Below are 16983 nucleotides of genomic sequence, written 5' to 3' on the forward strand. Positions count from 1 at the left end.
TCCCGAACCGCCGTTGGGCTACCGGGTGCACCGCTGGGTTCTGCTGGGAATCGTGGTCCTCACCGGCCTTTACGTGCTCTTCGGCCTGGTGTGGTCCTTCATCCCGTGACCGGCCTGCTTTTCCTGCCTTTCCCCGTCGTAACCTGCACCCGGTACGCGCTGAGCAGAACGTTGACGTGCCGGGTGCCCACCGGCGTCGACAGGTCGATCTGCCTGGAGACTTCCAGCACCTCCGGTCCGCACCTGTCGCCGAAAAGCACCAGTGCGGGCTTGCCGACATCACGCTTGGACGGCCAAACCAGGCCGTGCGCCCATTCGGCCTGCTGCCGGATCCAGTTCGACCAGCGGCGAGTCTTGCCGTAGTCCTCGCTCTGGATCAACCACTCGTCCTGGGCGACCGCGGCCAGGTCGGGCCCGCTGAGCAGGCTCACCAGCGTGAGCTCGCGAGTCGTGCGGACCGCGCTGAGTTGCCGTCCTTTCACCTTCGCGTATCCGGCGGTGCGCAACCCGTTGCTCAGAACGCGCAGATCGCGACCGAGGTATTCCATGAGCGCGGTCGAGGAGTGCGGCGCCGCGTAGTAGGTGGGGTAGGGATCGCGCTCGGTGCCGTCGAACCGTCCGCCGCCGAAGTGCTCGTCGGACGGATCCGGCCGGAAGCTGGTGGCGTCGAACTTGGTCAGGTGCACCCGGAACAGCTCGGTGCCGGCCGGCAGCACATGCCGAACCGGGGAATCGGCGTACTTCGGCGGGGGTGCGAGGTCCGGCATCGCTCACACCTCCGAGTAGCTGGCTCGGGCGGCGTCGATGAGGGTCTGATCGGCGACCTGCCCTAGCAGCCGGGCCGGAACACCGTCGAGCCAGGCGTTCTCACCGAGCCACCAGTCGGCGACTCCCCACGGGTCGTCGGCGGCGTCGAGGAGCCGGTTGACGGTGCGCACGACCTCCAGCGGCTGCCCCGAAGAGCCGAACTGGAAGGCGGGCCAACGGTCTCCGCCCGCGTGCTCGATGCAGAGCAGATCCGGATCGTCGACGGCGATCCCCCGCGCCCGCAGCTGCGTCTCGTCCAGCGCCTCTGCTTCGAGGACCCAGCCGGGTATCTCCATCTCTCCCCTGGACAGCAGGCGATCGTGCAGGGTGCTGCCCAACTGCCGCCAGTCCTGCTCGGCCCCGGTGGAAAAACGCGCCTCCGGGGCCGCGAGTTCGCGACGGACCCGGTGTTCGGCGGGCAGCGCATCGGTAAGCAGAACGGCGATGTCCTCGGCGATGTCGGCCGACACCTCCGCGTCGGTCTCGTCCGTGAACTCGATGACCAGCGCGACCAGATGCGTGTAGCGGTCGGAGTCCAGTCGCTGCCGGACGTCGTCCCAGTTCTCGGCGAGCGCGGCCAGCGCGTGTCGCAGGTTCACCCGCTCACCTCGTGCCCAGAGATGTCGGTGCGGGCGGCGTCGACCGCCCGCTGGTCCATGCCACCGATGTTGAGATCGAACCGCACGTCCCGCCCCGATTCCTGTTCCCGCGCGTGCACCGTGAGCGTACCGGTCTCGGACATGAAGAAGGTGATCTCGATCTGCGCTCCGGCAGGCCGCGGCGGTATTCCCTTCAGCATTCCGCGGCCGACGCGGGTGTTGTCGGCCAGCTCCTCGGATTCCTCGCGCCCGTTCTGCTCCCATACCTCGATCTCGGCCATGCGCTGGTTGTTCACTCCGGTGGCGAAGGGGAACGGGCCGGTGTCGGCGGGCAGTTCGGTGTTCGCGGCCAGCAGGTGCGTCACGATCTGCCTGGCGCGCAACGGATTCGTGTGCGCCATCGGATCGGCGGGGTCGATCGCCTTGACTCCGAAGGACCGCGGAACGACCGTCGTCACGTTCTTGGCCGCAGCCGTCTCGACGTTCGCGGCGCTGATGCCAAGTTGCCCGGCGACCTGCTCCGCGGTGGCTCCCGCGCCCTTGACCTGCCGCAGCAGCGCGAACAGCGCGGCGCCCTTCGCCACGGCCAGATCGGGCTCGGACAGCCGCGCGGCGAGGCCGAACCGGCTCCGAAGTTCCTCGGCCACGGCGGGCATCCGGGTCATCCCGCCCGCCAGCAGCACCTCGTCGAAATGCTCGATCCCCTTGCGCCGCGCCACTTCCAGGCTCCGCCCGGTGATCTCCATCGTGCGGTCGAGCAGGTCGGAGGTCAATCGCTGCAGATCCGCCCGGGTGAACTCCACGTTCACCGCGGCGCCCGCGAACCGCAGCTGGGTCCGGCGGGACTCCACCCGGCTCAACGACTTCTTCAGTTCTTCCGCGGTGTTGTGGAACTCCTGCATCGCCTCGTCGTCGGCGCTCGGGTCCAGCCCCGGATGCTGCGCGCGGAAGAGCTCCAGCAGATGGTCGACGACCCGGGCGTCCCAGTCCGCTCCGCCAAGCGCCTGATCACCGTCGGTGCACACCACCCGGATGTCGTCCCCGTCGACCCGGATGACCGTCGTGTCGAACGTTCCGCCACCGAGGTCGTAGACCAGCAGATGCCGCTTCCCGCCGGCGCTTTCCAGGCCCTGGTGGTGCAACGCCGCGGCGACCGGCTCGGCCAGCACGTCGAGCACGTTGAGTCCGGCGATCTCGCCTGCCTTGCGGGTCGCCTCCTTCTCCGCGACACCGAAGTAGGCGGGCACCGTGATCACCACGTCCCGCACCACGCGACCGGTGCTCTCCTGCGCCGCCCTGGCCAGTTCGCGCAGGATCAGCGCGGAAACCTTCTCCGGGGTGTAACCGCGGCCGTGATAGGTGAACTCCACGTCCTGGCGCCCCATGTCCCGCTTGACCAGCTGCGCCACCAGGTGCACGGCGAGCAGCGCGGAGTTCTTCGCCGCCGCCCCGACCAGCACGCGCCCGGGCCCCTCGAAGTACACCACGGACGGCGTGGTGTCCTCTCCCACCGCGTTCCTGGCGACCACCGGCCGTCCCGACTCGTCGACGTAGGCGACGCAGGACTGGGTGGTGCCGAGGTCGATGCCGAAGGTCGTCGACGCTGGCATGGGTGCTCCTCACTGGCCCTGGTAGGTGAACGCCGCCCAGTTTCCGGGTTCACCGGGATCGATCGTGGCGAGCTCCGGCGTGAGTCGCCGGCCGACCCCGTCGGGCAGGGCCCGGCGCGGGTCGACCATCCACAGCTGCGCCGCGCGCAGCGCGGTGGCCGGATCGTCGTAGCCGGAGTTCAGGTAGTGATGAAACATGATCATCACCAGTGCCGTGGGCAGATCGTCGACATTCCACCGCGCGCCGACCACTCCGACCGCACCGGCGGCAAGGAACGCGGTCGCCAGGGTCAGCACCTCGTCGTGCTCGCGGTCGGTGAGGTCGCTGGCGCAGGCGGCGAGCACGACCAGCCCGCCGGGTGCGTCGGCGGGGCGGTCCCGCGCCTGCCGCAGGATGTCCTGCACCTGCAGCGTCGTACCGGAACCCAGCCGCAGCGCGGAGCCGACCGGCGTTTCGGCGAGCTGCGCATGGCAGCCGAGGTGCAGCAGTGACGCGCCCGGCGCAGTGGCGCTCGGCAGCAGCGCACGGACGTCGGCGGGCCGCGGCGAGCGGACCCGTCTTCCGGCCTGCCGCCGTCGCCCCAGGTAGATGCCGTGGGAGTAGTGGCGGTGGTGGATGTCCTCGATCTCCTCGGACGCCCAAAGCAACCCGCTGCCCGCGATCCGCACCAACGCGGGATCGCGGTGCCACGGCCGACGTCCGCGACGGCTGGTTTCGACGAACTGACGGGCCGAGGAGGCATAGCGGATAATCGCGTCCTCGAAGGCGTAGCGGATCCTGCCACCGGGTACCGGACGCCGTGCGGCGTGCCAGGGGACCGCGCCCAGCTTTCCCACCGGTATCAGCACGATCCGGCTCGGACGCCGCGACCGCCCGGCCGAGACCGAATCGAGCACCTGGTTGAGCACCGCCGTCCACGCCCAGTCACAGACCTCGCCCAGCGCGCGTTTCCAGCGCTGCTCCAACGACTCCGACGGTGCGGATCCGACGCGTTCGCGTTGCATTCGGTCGAACCGGTCGACCGGGCTGCCGTCGGCGGTAAGCGACGGGCAACGCAGCCGAAGCACCTGACCGGTGCCGGTGATGAGCAGCGCGAAGCCTTCTTCCCCGCTCGCCGCGGATACGAGGTAGACCAGCGCATGCGTGTCCGTGGCACGCAGCGCGGAGGCGATCTCGCCGACCGGAGGTGTCGAGAGCAGCCGTTTCTCGACCGGCGACCCCTCGACCGCCTCCAGCACCCGATACCGCAAGTCGCTGGGCACCGGAGCGTCGGCCAAGCCGCCCAACTCCCGCCACTCCCCCGGATCCCACGGCTGGGAGCCGGCCGCGCCGGCCTCCTGTTCCCAGCGGTCCGCGAGGCCGTCGTGCCCGGCCGCACGCAACGTCGACGGGACGGTCGCGTCGACCGTGGCCGCGTGCAGCACCATCCCCCTGCCCAGCTCCAACGCCGCCACCGCGTTCTCCTCCTGACCCGCGGCGAGGCACCAGCGGCTCACGGCCGCGGCCTCGCCCGCCGCTGCCGCCGCGGTGTTCAGCGCACGGGACGCACTGGACTGCAGGAGGACGTTCCTGGCGCGCTCGCGGAGGGATTCAAGTCCGACCCGAACCGCGCGCTGCGGATCCCGCCGCACCGGATCCCCGCGCGTGTAATAGCAGTCGGCCAGCGAGTTCAGCGACAGCGCGGACTGGAATCCGCCGGGATTCTCCTGGAACATCCGATACCAGCGCTCGAACCGGTCGATGGCGTTGTCGAGGTCCCGCCGGTCGCGAGTGAGCTCGTAGCGGACACGCAGGCCCATGCCCAGCGTGCTGATCGCGTCCAGCTGCTCCCGGACGCTGAGGTCGGTGCGGCTGGCGATGGTACCCACCATACCGATCCCACGGTCGATCGCCGCCTTGTCCTTGGTCGTGATTCCCTGCCAGATCCACGACATGCCGGTTGTGGCGGTCTCATGTGGATAGTCAAGCGCGGTCTCCGGCACATCCCTCGCGGGTTCGGGCGAGGCGCTGGGCTTCGCGGTGCCAGTTCCTCCTGCCAGGAAGTCCTCGATACCTCGTACCGTACTCAGCGTGCTGATCGCCTGTTCGCGCAGGAAATGCCGTTCGGGGAATTGACCGATCAGACTCTCCAGGTCGCGGATGGCTTGCCGAAAGCTCTTGACATCCGGTTGATGAGCCTGCCGCGCAATCCGAACCTGCACATCAGTCAGCCGGTTCAGGGGGTCGTCGCGGCCCTGCCCCACGTAGTGCAGCGCGGCATCGACGTTCTCCTCCTCACCGCTGTGGACGTAACGGGCGATCAGGATTCCCCCGAGCATCGGCCGCAGGTTGTCCTTGAGCTCGTGTCCTTCCGGAAGCAACCGATCAGCCTCGCGCAGGTGCTCGATCGCGGCATCGATGCGGTCGAGACTCGCCGCCGAGTCACTCGGGAGCATGGCGGTGATCCCGAGCACGGCGTGGTTGAGCCCCGCGTTCTCGGCATCGGCCCGGCCCGGTTCGATCGCTTCCGAGGCGAGCGCGCGAATTCGGGCCACGGACCCGGGCTCGTGGTGCGACGACAGGTTCCCGAGCAGCGCCCCCACCAGCTTGGTCAGCACGTTCGGCCGATCGGGATCGTCGAGGGGCAGCCGTTCCAGGGCCCGCTCCAGGCCGGGGATGGCGGTCGAAGTGCTCTCGGCGAGCCGGCGTCGATCACCTGACTCCGCCAGTCTCCGATCTCCCGGAAACAGCACGCCGACCAGGAACTCACGCAGCACGTGCCCGCCGGGGAGCGCGGCAATCGCGTCACCTAGACCTTCCCCGAGATCCGTGGGCCTTCCGGTGGCGTGCGCGCGGATCGCGTGCACGACGGCGCGCATTCCGTTCCGCTCGTTCGAATCGAGTTCAGGCGTTCTGCCGATCATCGAATCGAACACGTCGAGCTCGGCTGCTATGTCCGGTACACCGAGGTCGAGCTCACCGGCCGCAGCTGACACCAGCAGCCGCAGCGTCGACAGCTGGCCGTTGAGGTCGGCATCGGCGAACGTGGAGACGTCCGCCAGATACTGCTTCGCGGTCGCGATTTCCTCCGGCGTGGCCCTGATCCGGAGGTCCTCCGACGAGACCTGGTCCAGCCTGACGCGCCCGTTGCGGAGTCCGGCGGGCGACTTTCCGCAGAGCAGGAGTTGCGCGGCAGCCAACCGGCAGGTGTCCGCCATGTCGGTAGGGGTGTCGGGAAGTTCGATGACCTCGGCGAGCATGGCGATCGCCACCTCGCGGTCCTCCTGGCCGCCCTCGAAACCGAGGAACCGCGTCGCGTACGCGAGTCCGAGCGAGCAGCGGACCGACGTCGGCACCGTGCCTTCGGCGAGCTCGACCGCCGCGGTCAGATCACTGATCGCCTCGTCGACGTCGTCCGGACCGACGTCGTGCCGGGCCAGGGACCGGGCGACCAGCAGTCCCATCCTGGACGCGATCTCACCTCGGTAAGGGTTGCCGCCCGGGATGCTGTCGCACAGGCTGCGCATGTTCCGGAGGGCTTCGCGCAGATCCTCGGCCGAACCGGTGCGCTCATACCGGAGCCCATAGGCAAGTCCCAGCTGGTAGAGCGGTCCCGCTCGACGACCGTCATTGACGGCTACGAACTCAAGTCCGCGCCGTGCGTGCTCGATCGCGGAATCGAGGTCTCCCAAGTCGTTGTTCTGCTGAGATTGAGCGAGCAGCAGATCAGCAAGCTCCACAGACTCCTGGAACCGTGTTTCCGGGGCGTCATCACCGCCGAACGTCATGGTTCTCCTTGCCCCAACGCAACTTCGCCCGTGCGCTCCGGCTGATCAGCCTACCGGTGCAGCAGGTGCTTCCATCGCCAAACACCGTTAGTTGCCGAGACACGGCTCCCTCGACGCCCTCGTGCAACTCTCCCGTCCTTGGCTTCCGTACGTTCCGGGATTCTCACCGCGCGACAGACGATCGCCGATGGGCTGAACGAGTGGCTGCAGTGTGCCTGGCATCACCGGCGACCGCTCTGCTCGTCCCACCGGAAAGGTCTCACCGGCGGGAGTGATCAGCATGACGGCCACCCATCACCAACACGATCAGGATGTGCTTGGGGATTGGGTCAAGCATGCCCGTCGCCGAACGGCACGACGCGTGCCCAGCAGGGACGGGAACGGGATCCGGTTCGCCTTCTACGGGCCGTACCTCCACACGGCATCACCAGCACAAGGCCACTTCCATTGCCTGGCAACGTGATGCCGCTGAACACACCATCGCCGGCCACGGCACCATCGTCGCCGAGTACTTCGACACCGGATGCTCCCGGCGCCTCCCCTGGACACGACGCCCCCGAGCCGCCGCACTCCTGACCGCGCTCAGCGACCCGAACCGCGGGTTCAATGCGATCGTGGTTACCCGAAGCCGGTGGTCCGTTCCAGGCCAGTAACCCGCAGCACCAAACACTCATGACCATGCTCGGCGCACAGTCACAGCGCGAAGTTCTCCGAGCCCGGCACCGGGTGCTGACAGCGATGTGCGCCCAAACTCGCGACCAGGGCCGCTACCTCGGAGGACGTCCTCCCTACGGGTACCGGCTCGTCGACGCCGGCCCGCACCCAAACGAGCACACGCACAATGGGTCGCCGCCTGCAACGCCTGGAACCAGACCCCGACACCGCCCCACACGTGCGCTGGATATTCATCCAACGCCTCGAAAGAAAGAGCCTCGCCAGCATCGCCCGGGCACTCAACGACCAACGCGTGCCCTGCCCATCCGGAGCTGACCCGCACCGCAACCCACACCGCGCGGGTCATGCCTGGGCCGTGCCTACCGTGTCCTCCATCCTGACCAACCCGCGCTACACCGGCCGCCAGGTCTGGAACCGCCAGCACACCTACCGCACCCCAGACGAAGACGACTCAGCACTCCAGCTGTGGGGTCGTCCTCAGCAATGGGTGATCTCGAAACAGGACACGCACCCAGCGCTGGTCAGCGAGACCGACTTCGTCGCCGTGCATACCATCCGAGCCAGGCGCTCTACCAGCGACGGCAGCGCCCGCAGCTACCTGCTCGCCGGACTCGTGCAGTGCGGGCTCTGCCAACGCCGGATGGACTCGCACCGGGTGAACAACCGCCCCGGCTACCGATGCCGCCACGGACACACCAGCACCCGACACCGCCCCCCCCCCCGCCAGCCCAAGAACCTGTACACCCGCGAAGACCACCTACTGGCCCAGATCACCACCGACATCCCCCACACTGATCAACCCGAAGCACTCGCGCAGTACCTACGCGACCACGGCTTGATCATCATCTACAACAAGAAAGGCTCGGTCGTGATAACCGACCGAGCCTGACCAGCGACAACAACCCCGCCGCATGGGGTAATTATGTGTCCGAGGAGGGACTTGCACGCTAACTACACGGCTCAAGCTTCCCGAAATCGGCTGAGGGAGCGGGCTTTCCGCTGTCCCGCCTGTCCCGCAGGGCGTCCGCCTGGGACGCCTGATGGGACAGGCGGGATTTGCATTTTTACCTGGGAGAATGACGACAATGGCGCGTTCGGGACAGGTCCTGTCGGGTGTCCCGGCGTGTCCCGGAACGGCCGCCACAGCACATGCAGCGGGAGCTCGGTTTCGGGCACGATCACCTGTCCCGGAACCGTGTGGTGGTAGGCGCGGGGAGCCGATCGTGGCGTTGGCCGCACTTGTGAACACACTGACTCCTTGGTGGGCAACGGTCCTGATCGTGGACGGGAGACAGGCGCGTCGACGCTGAAAGACAAAATTGGGAACGACAGTCAGCTAGCCCCGAGCACAGCGCCTCACTTCGGTAGGATAAATTGGCGCACAGATTGTACTGACTTGAACTGACGCTTAGAAGGGTAAGCGCATGGCTTGGAACGAAATTCCAGCGCGGGATGACGCGGATCTATCTTTCCAGGCATACTATGCGCGAACAAATGCCTTATACGGACTTCTTCCTCCTGTAAGCCAGTTGGTGTTTGACCAAATCTGGGAATCGGCCGAGCGGTCAAGCTTGGTCGAAATGAAGAAATCCGCACTTGTGGGCTGCATGGTTGCCGACTTGATTCGAGCGCTGGGACTCAAAGAGATCACAGCGTTTGAACCAGAGGTAGGGGACTGGTTTGTTCACTCGGGCGTTACAAACTACGGTAGCCTTGGTCCAGGCCTAAGTGAGGCCAAGATCGATCTGGCTTCCCACTCCATCCAAGGTGTTACGCGCGCCGAATGCAATATCACAAGCACGGCTTCTGTCAACATGTCTGGCAGCGACGATATTTCACTGGTCGTTGGCCGTTTGACTTCTTACTCGAAATTCGACCTGATTGCCGCCGGTTACCGTGAGCAATCCCCTGGCCTTGCGAAAGCATATCAAAATGGTTCGACCACTGGCAAATGGCTTGGCGTTACAGATTTGTCCGCACTCTCAATGGGCGGCGAATGGTCCTCGAAGCTTCTGCGCCTGGATGTTCAGGGGATTCCGGATCAAGAACTACTCCTCAGCGCGGTGGCGGACGCTATAGAGCGCTTCCAAAATGCCGTTGAGACCCAAGGGGGCTGGAAGCTTCTTTACGATGACTCCGGCAACGTGATGCATGAACGCCAGCATCAAGGGATGTTTCGAATGTTCTCCCGGCTAGCGTTCGGATCACTTGGTATCCAAATGGATTTGAACTCTGATCATGGGAGCGGCCCTACGGACTTCACTCTACGCCTGAACAAGTCAACCGCTATTATTGAATTCAAAAAGGACGAAAAACTAGATGAAATGCGCCATGGGGTATCGGTCCAACTGCCGATCTACATGAGGTCCGCAGGGGCTGCGCACGGATTCTATATAGTTATGTGCCACAAAAGGGATCCGAGCGAAGTCACGGAATTTCTCGCAAGGACAGTGCGTGTGGATTCTACATTGGAAGGCATTATGCTTTTTATTATCGACTGCCGTCGAAAAATTTCTGCATCTAAAGCACCTACACGCTCGGCTGTGCCGTATGAGCCACCTGGCTCGCATGAATATTAATCAGTGTCTTATGGCATTCGACGACTTCGGGTATGGGGCTTTTGGGGTGGGGGCACCTGTCCCGCCAGTTGGGTGGTGAATGGATCAGCGCTTGGGCGCGTGAGGATCTAGGAGGCGGAGTAGCGCTTCCTGCCTCGTTCGGCAAGGGCCACCGGAGAACCGAGTCAGCATCGGCCCGAGGGCTTGCCACTTCTTCGTCTTGGTGCCGTCCGAGTCCAGGTAACCGATCAGGCGCTCATTCTCACCAGCGCCGCATAGGAAGATCCACCGCCGTGTCTGCTCGAAATCCGAAGTCCGTTCCATGCGGACCGTGTCCAAGTCCACCGTCTCAGAGTGGCCGATCGGCCTTGGAAGCTGGCGCGTGGGTGGCAGGCTGTCGACTTCCGCTGTCGTCTCCTGCTGCTCACCTTCGGCAGGAACGTTCCGGTCATTGCCTGGAACAAGTTCCGTGACGCTTTCCGTGACATCGGGCTCGGTAGCGCCCGCATCCGCAGCTTGTTCTGCCGGAACCGGCGCGGCAATACCGTGGGCTTCCGCGAGGTCGGTCACGGCCGTCAGCAGATCCTGAATCGCTTGCTGGGGATTGGTGCCGCTACTCAACGCTCGCCGTACGGCCACCGTTGCGACGTCGGCGCGTTCGATCACTTCCCATGAACGCGCATCGCCAGCCTGGATCCGGGCCCGGCGGGCGCGCTGCCTACATGCTGCTCCGTGGTATCGAGCGCGCCGTCCACGTGATGAGCCCGGCGGCAGCGGCTCGCCGCATCCCAGGCATACGCCAGCAGGCATCGATCGTCCCCAATCGTGACGCATTTCGTGACGCTCGGCGCTTCTCGTCTACCAGCGGCCGGGCTGATCCTGGCCCCGCACACAGGAGACAGCGAAGAAGCGACTCCCGGACGCCGAGGCACGGCTACGCCGATTTCAGGCGGCGATCGGCGCTGGCGTCGATCCGGCGGCGTTGACAGAGGCGATCAATGAGGCTCAAGCCGAACGGGCAGCCGCCCGCGCCGAGCTGGAGAACAAGCCCGCGCCGAATGCGCTCACCAACGCCGAGATCTACGCCATGATTGCGGTTTTGCCGTGATCAAGTCCGCCGCAGCGTTCGAGATCCCGACGCCGCAGCCGGCCGGACCCCCCGGCTTGTCGGTGATCTTCTTCGTCGGCGCGGGGTTGAGCTTTTGCTCCAGCGGAGACGATTGTTGATGTGCACGGCGTGCTCAGCGCAGGAAAATGGCAGTTTGGCACAGCGCCGTGCGGCCGACGTGGTTATTCCTGCCGAAGCCATGGCGCCGGTTTAGGCGGCTTCGGGTGCGGTGGTGGTGAGGTCAGCGGCTACGGCGATCCGGTTCGGGTCGAGACCGCCGTCGGCCAGAGTTTCCTGGTCGGTGTGCGTGGCTACGAGCAGGAGCTCGCCGCGCACGAGTCCGGTGCCGGGGAGCTGTAATTGTTGCAGGAGATCGGACGGATCCGGCACAGGGCGGACCCAGACGCCGCGTGCCCTGGCCAGCTCGCAGGCGCGACCCCACAGCGGTGGCCTCGGCGGGGGAACCGCGTCGTGCGCGGCGGGATTGTCGTGGCCGCCTGCGGGGGAGCGATCGGGTTGGGTGCAATAGGCGGTGGCCGGGCTGAGGCGCGGTGCTCGGCGGTTGTACTCGCGCCATTGCTGGAGTTCGCGAGAGTAGTCGAGGGCTTCCACCCGGGCGGTGGGAGTGGAGATGACGGGGAAAGTGCCGCGGCGGTCGTCGCGGGCTGCGTGGACGATGACGAGTTCGCCGCGGGTGATGCGCTCGGCGAAGGTGTCGATGCCGAGCATTCGGGCGGTGTCGGTGTAGCGGGTGGTCACCTCGTCGATGTCCTGTCCGGCGCTCTCGGTGGTGGTGCGCCATCGCAGGTGTCCGGGGCAGCTGGTGGTGCGGTGCAGGCGGCGGCGCCAGCATCCGCGGCTGTTTTCGCAGCGTTCCCAGCTCGGCTCGACGGTGCCGGTGACGAACAGCTCGACCTGTTCGATACGGAGTTGGCGGGTGTCGCCGCCGGGTGGGCGGATCAGCCGCACGCACGGCACCAACTGCTGCCAGTCCTCTTCGGCGCGGGAGGTCAGCCATAGCGGTTCGATTCCATCGCGGCGGGTCAGGTCGGTGCGGCGCCGGGCGGTGACCGCGTCGATGCCGCTGACCTGGATCTCTAGGGCGAACCTGGAACCGTCGGGTCGTTGGAACTGCACATCGGAGCGGTAGCTGCGGTTGGTGCCATTAACTTCGGTGCGCACCGGGTCGTTGCCTGCGCTGCGGAAAGCGACCACGGCGCGGGCTTTGAGGATCTTGTGTTCTTGGCTTTCGGAGGGGGAGGCCGGTGCGTGGCCGGTGCAGTCTTGCTCGCCTGGGAAGTGAACCCAGTGGAAGCCGTGTTCGTCGCGTTCCTCCCGGCTGGAGGACGCGTGGTGCGGGTTGCGTTTGAGGTAGACCCGGTGGCCTTCGATGCAGCGGGCCACCCGCCGCCCCCGATGATGCCCTGGGCCGCTGCCGTGGCGGTCTTCGTGGAACCGGGTCCGGTCGAAATGGCCTGTGGGCTGGCCAAGTTCGGGCAGCCGGGCGTCGAGATCGACACAGGCGTCGTCATCGGAGAACGCGATCACCGTCACTGGCAGCGCTCCTCGCCTCGCGAAATGCGTCTTGGCGACCATCGTGACCAGGGGGTCCGACGTCGGGCAGGGATCAGCCGTAGTTGCCTGCGGGGCGTTGCTGCATATCGGTGACACGGCTGGGCTGAACGGGGTGTCTCGACCGGCCGCCCAGAAAGGTCCGGGCGCGGCGCGGCTGGTGTCGCCTCAACCGTTCGGCCGCACTGTTGCGCGATCCTGGTGAAAAACACGAGCCGGGCCTGTTATTGACGCGGAGGCGGTCGGGAACACTCGTCAACTGCGGGCTGGACGGGCGAGCGTGGATGAGCCCACACCGAGCTGCACTACGAGGACCACGGCGCGGCATCCCCGTCGTGCTGATTTACGGCTGGCCGCTGAGCGGACGTTCCTGGGAGCACCAGGTTTCGGTGCTCATTGACGCGGGCCACCGCGTGAATCATCTACGACCGCGGCGGGTTCGACCGGTCCTCTTGACCGTCGGCCAACGCTCGGAACCCTGGAGCAACCTCGCACGGCTGAGCGAGCGTGGCGGCGAAGTCCCTCCGTATGCGTTGGTATGGCTGGCCGACGTCCTCAAAGCTCTCGGCAACCAGACTGGTTAGCTTGGTCGTTGTGCCCGGAGTCGTGGGTGCTCTGCCCAACCCGCATCGGTTAAAGGATGGCTGGGACGGCCCTTCCAAGGGGCCCGTTGCCGGGGGCGGCCTCAGCGATCGCGACGTGTGGTTAGTGCGCAAATCCGGAGGGGACGTGCACCCCACAAGTAAAACTGCTGGTCAAAAGATTTCAGCAGAGCTCAAACGAAACTTCCGGTACCAAAAACCCCAGGTCAAGCGCTTGACCTGGGGTAAACGAGTGTCCGAGGGGGGGGGAGTTGCGCACTAGCCACCCGGCTCGCGCTGCCCGACAGCAGCTAACGGGTACGCGAAGTAAGCGGCGTGGCGGGGCGCTAGGACGCGCCACCGCCACGGCCGGGCGGCAGCCGGGAACGTCCAGTGTGCGGAGGCAGACCGCTTCGACCTGGTGGAACTTGACGAGGAAGGAAGCCCAGCGCGGTCCGCACAGTGCAGGTGACATGAAAACGGCCGACGAGCAAGATTGACCTCAAGATGGGCACAACAACGGAGCAGACACCCACCTTGCCTTGCCAGGCCACTGTGGACGACGCAGACTCGCGGCGCCCCAATCCCTCCACGAGAGCGGGCGGACGTACCTCTCAGTCCTCCCCTCGGGAACTATCAGCCTCCGGGCAGCCAGGTGATTCAGAAGAGTTGCTTCCGATCACCTAAAGAAGTAAGGTTGCCGCATTCAACATTTTCCTCGGCGTTATTCTCGCGAGCAGATCCAAGATTGTCCAATATTTCATTGGGCGACTTCAAAAGCTCTGGCCTATCACGAAGCAGGCGCAATTCCTCTTCGGTTAGAACCCTAACAGCGATTCCTTGGTCGTTTTTGACCGCCAACATGGAGCTTAGCTTGACGACGGTATTCGGCCCGTCCTTCATTGCCTCAATTAGCTTTACCGCAGCATTCGCCTCTCGTTCGTCAACTTCAGATCTCGGAGAATTTATATAATGCAAAGCTCCAGCACGTTCGATCTGATCTGCGACTCGTGCTATCCTGTCCGCCGCGCCCGAATTTTCGACTTTCAATGTCCACCGACGAAACCACGAGCCATGTTCAACTATTGAATAGCCATAAACATTCAGTTTGAACTCGTCTAACAGATCAGCCAGAGCATCCAGCACCCCTTCCTCTGGCTCATCAGCTACGGTGTAGAGCGAAAGTTCGGGAATTTGTGAATCCTCGGGATATTCTGGCTCCACCACACCAGGATTGTACAATGCCTCCGTGAGCCTCCATGCCAAAAGGAGTGGCTCTAGCGTGCTCTGCGCGAGCTTCAGATCTCGATCCAGGCGACCAACTTCACCACCACTGCCTAGACCCGCAAGACCCTCACCAATCGAGTCGATCTCAATCCTGTCGGGCAGTCGCTCGATTAGACTCCGGAGATTCTTTTGAAACTTGCGGTCACGCAAGGCCCCATACGCTAAAGCTGTAGCTACATCACTTGCCAGGGCCGCTTGATGCTTCCTAATCGAGATTTCATCGAGCCGCTCTCTGAATGCTCGACGTATGCGGTCAATCTCTTCCTTTGCCTCGCCTTCAAATTTTCCTGGGTCTTTGCCCGACACTATAGAAAAAAGAAGGTGTGTCGCTACGTCGTTCATCCTTGCCCCCAGCCCGTTTCGTATTAGTCACCTTCGCGAAGCATTCCAAACATTGTGCACTATAGCGCACATGCGAGCAAGAGCGCTTAAACGGGGGCAGCCCTTACCATTCAGGAGAACGGTGACAACTCCCAGGTTGTGAGAGCGTTCTTACCCAAGCACGGGGTCTCGGGGTTTGCCAGCCGGGTCAGCACCATTTCAGTGGAGCAGGTGGTATCCCCGTGGACGAGGCGTCCCGTCTGGCCCGTTGAGACGGGTCGTTGGACAGGTCGGCAGGACAGGCGGAGTACCAGATGACCTGCGGATTCGCTCAATCGACTCGGCTCGGGACGGCCGTTGCACAGTGTCCCAAGGCGTCCCTGGACTGATGGCTGGGCCGCAAATACGACGCCCAGCACCGGGACACGGGCGCTGTCCAAAGGCAGGGCCACTTCACCGACAGACAGTGAACCCGGTCCTGAGCACAACTCGACACACAGTGCGGCACGCAGACAAGGCGCCAGCGAACGATCAACGCGGGGGCACTACGGAGGATGGTCCACCGCCCGGTCTGCTCGAAGTCCGATGACCGCTTGACGCGAACCGTGTCCAGGTCCACCGTCTCGTTCTGGCAGACGGGGCGGATGCTGTTGTACCTGCGACGGTTCGCCAGTTTCGTCCGCTGTGCGATCGTGCCCGGTGTCGGCACCCGCGCCCAGGTCTTCCGTGACACCTTTCGTGACCTAGCCCCTAGAAGGGCTTTCCTCCGCGCGCTTCTGAGCTGGTCCGGCGACGCCGTACGCGCTCGCGAGATCGGTTGCGGCTACCAGCAAGTCGCGGATTGCCTGCCGTGGGTCGGCGCCGTTGGTCATCGCCCGCCGCGCGGCGACCATCGCGGCGTCGGTCCGTTCTAGTGCGTCCCAGTCCTGCCCGCCTGCTGCCTGCAAACGCGCCCGCCGGGCTCGCTGCCGACACGCCGCTCCGTGATACCGCGCCCGCCGTCCACGACCGGACCCTGGCGGCAACACCTCACCACATCCCAGGCACACACCAGCAGATATCAAAGCCCATCCGTGACACGTTTCGTGACAGCGATCGACACCTAGCCGACGTCACGAAACATGTCACGAAACTTTCGTTTTGGAACCACGGACTAAAGGGGGAAGCCCGATGGCGCGGCCTACAGACGGCGCAGTCCATCTAGGATAGCCACATGGACCTCGCGCGACGGCTTTGCGAACCCGCCGATCGGAGGTCTCTGCAACTCCGCGATCGACAAGATTCTGGTTGGTAGATCCGGGTTGAGATCGCCCTGCCACGCCGTGACGTAGCCGTCCGGCTCACGGCCAAGGCGATGCCGTCCCACCCGTGCGGCGAACACAATCATCCGACAGCCTGACCGTTCGGGAGTCCTGGTCTCCCCCCTTCACGGACCCGAGTAACGAGTTCGTCCAGCGTCGTCACCAGCACGTCTCGATCCCTTGCGGTGCCGCGCCCCAGCGGCAGGTAGCTGGCGGCGTCATCAAGAAGCCACTGCGCCTTTCGCACAAGCACGGCCATCTGAGGATCCTCGGCCGAGATCGCGGGCTGAACGTTCTTGTTCTCCGCAGCAGCCGCGGCCATAAGCCGCAACAAGCAGGCGCCGCACGGAGAGCACGGACGAGCCTTGCCCGGCGCCAGAGGATTCGTTGGGTCGGTCGTTTCCTCCACGTCCGCCGGGCGAAACCTCAGCCAGCACCACGCCTGAACTACGTCGTCTTCGCTGGTCGGCATCTCGCAGTGCGCGATGCGCAGGGACTCCACGACGAGTCCCGGCCTGATCTGAAACCACTGTGCTTGCTCAGCTGTCGCTTCCACAGGTGATCTCTCCCATCTGGAAGGACCACGGCCAGAACCGAGCGCACCCGGCCGGCTCCGTTCGGCCGTGGTCCATGCCCGACAGCGTTCCTGGCGCGGTGACGCCGCCGGACGATTTGGGGACCGCCAGGAGGCGGCCCGTGTCAGACTGAAATCATGCTTTCATCAGCGCTGAATCAGCGGAACGACTTGAACACGACCTGCTGACGACACACGACGCCTCGGTAGCGCGAACGGGAG

General features: G+C 65.1%; 11 protein-coding genes. 3 read left to right on the forward strand and 8 right to left on the reverse strand.

Going from position 1 to position 16983, the window contains the following annotated elements; translation table 11 throughout:
- Positions 1–98: 98 nt before the first annotated feature.
- The 4 genes from ABD691_RS23645 to ABD691_RS23660 are packed head-to-tail and all read right to left on the reverse strand — an operon-like array spanning position 99 to position 6523.
- A complete protein-coding gene (locus tag ABD691_RS23645; protein WP_344683177.1) occupies positions 99–767 on the reverse strand; it encodes an RES family NAD+ phosphorylase in 669 nt (222 codons plus the stop codon).
- A 3-nt stretch (positions 768–770) separates the two neighbouring features.
- On the reverse strand, positions 771–1406 hold the full coding sequence (locus ABD691_RS23650) for a hypothetical protein (RefSeq protein WP_344683179.1): 636 nt from the start codon (positions 1404–1406) through the stop codon (positions 771–773).
- Entirely contained in the window at positions 1403–3016 is a 1614-nt protein-coding gene (locus ABD691_RS23655; protein ID WP_344683181.1) for an Hsp70 family protein, read from the reverse strand. Before ABD691_RS23655 ends, ABD691_RS23650 begins: the two co-directional genes overlap by 4 nt.
- A 9-nt stretch (positions 3017–3025) precedes the next feature.
- Positions 3026–6523 (reverse strand): CHAT domain-containing protein, encoded by a 3498-nt coding sequence (locus ABD691_RS23660; protein WP_344683183.1) that lies wholly within the window; start codon positions 6521–6523, stop codon positions 3026–3028.
- Positions 6524–7625: 1102 nt separating this feature from the next.
- Here ABD691_RS23660 and ABD691_RS23665 point away from each other — a divergent pair.
- A complete protein-coding gene (locus tag ABD691_RS23665; RefSeq protein WP_344683185.1) occupies positions 7626–8348 on the forward strand; it encodes a recombinase family protein in 723 nt (240 codons plus the stop codon).
- A 535-nt stretch (positions 8349–8883) separates the two neighbouring features.
- Complete coding sequence (locus ABD691_RS23670; RefSeq protein ID WP_344683187.1) at positions 8884–10038, forward strand: hypothetical protein; 1155 nt, start codon at positions 8884–8886, stop codon at positions 10036–10038.
- 84 nt (positions 10039–10122) lie between these two features.
- Here the strand turns inward: ABD691_RS23670 and ABD691_RS23675 are convergent, their stop codons facing one another.
- A complete protein-coding gene (locus ABD691_RS23675; protein ID WP_344683188.1) occupies positions 10123–10683 on the reverse strand; it encodes a hypothetical protein in 561 nt (186 codons plus the stop codon).
- A 316-nt stretch (positions 10684–10999) separates the two neighbouring features.
- Between ABD691_RS23675 and ABD691_RS23680 the strand changes: the two genes are divergently transcribed.
- Positions 11000–11125: a hypothetical protein gene (locus ABD691_RS23680; RefSeq protein WP_344683189.1), complete on the forward strand. Its 126-nt coding sequence runs from the start codon at positions 11000–11002 to the stop codon at positions 11123–11125.
- Positions 11126–11335: 210 nt separating this feature from the next.
- Here the strand turns inward: ABD691_RS23680 and ABD691_RS23685 are convergent, their stop codons facing one another.
- The 3 genes from ABD691_RS23685 to ABD691_RS23695 all read right to left on the reverse strand — a co-directional run bounded on the left by ABD691_RS23685 (position 11336) and on the right by ABD691_RS23695 (position 16689).
- On the reverse strand, positions 11336–12679 hold the full coding sequence (locus ABD691_RS23685; RefSeq protein WP_344683190.1) for a competence protein CoiA family protein: 1344 nt from the start codon (positions 12677–12679) through the stop codon (positions 11336–11338).
- A 1259-nt stretch (positions 12680–13938) separates the two neighbouring features.
- Positions 13939–14907 (reverse strand): hypothetical protein, encoded by a 969-nt coding sequence (locus ABD691_RS23690; protein WP_344683192.1) that lies wholly within the window; start codon positions 14905–14907, stop codon positions 13939–13941.
- 1362 nt (positions 14908–16269) lie between these two features.
- Entirely contained in the window at positions 16270–16689 is a 420-nt protein-coding gene (locus ABD691_RS23695; RefSeq protein ID WP_344683194.1) for a hypothetical protein, read from the reverse strand.
- Positions 16690–16983: the final 294 nt, after the last annotated feature.

Source organism: Saccharopolyspora taberi, assembly GCF_039534165.1.
Lineage (GTDB): Bacteria > Actinomycetota > Actinomycetes > Mycobacteriales > Pseudonocardiaceae > Saccharopolyspora_D > Saccharopolyspora_D taberi.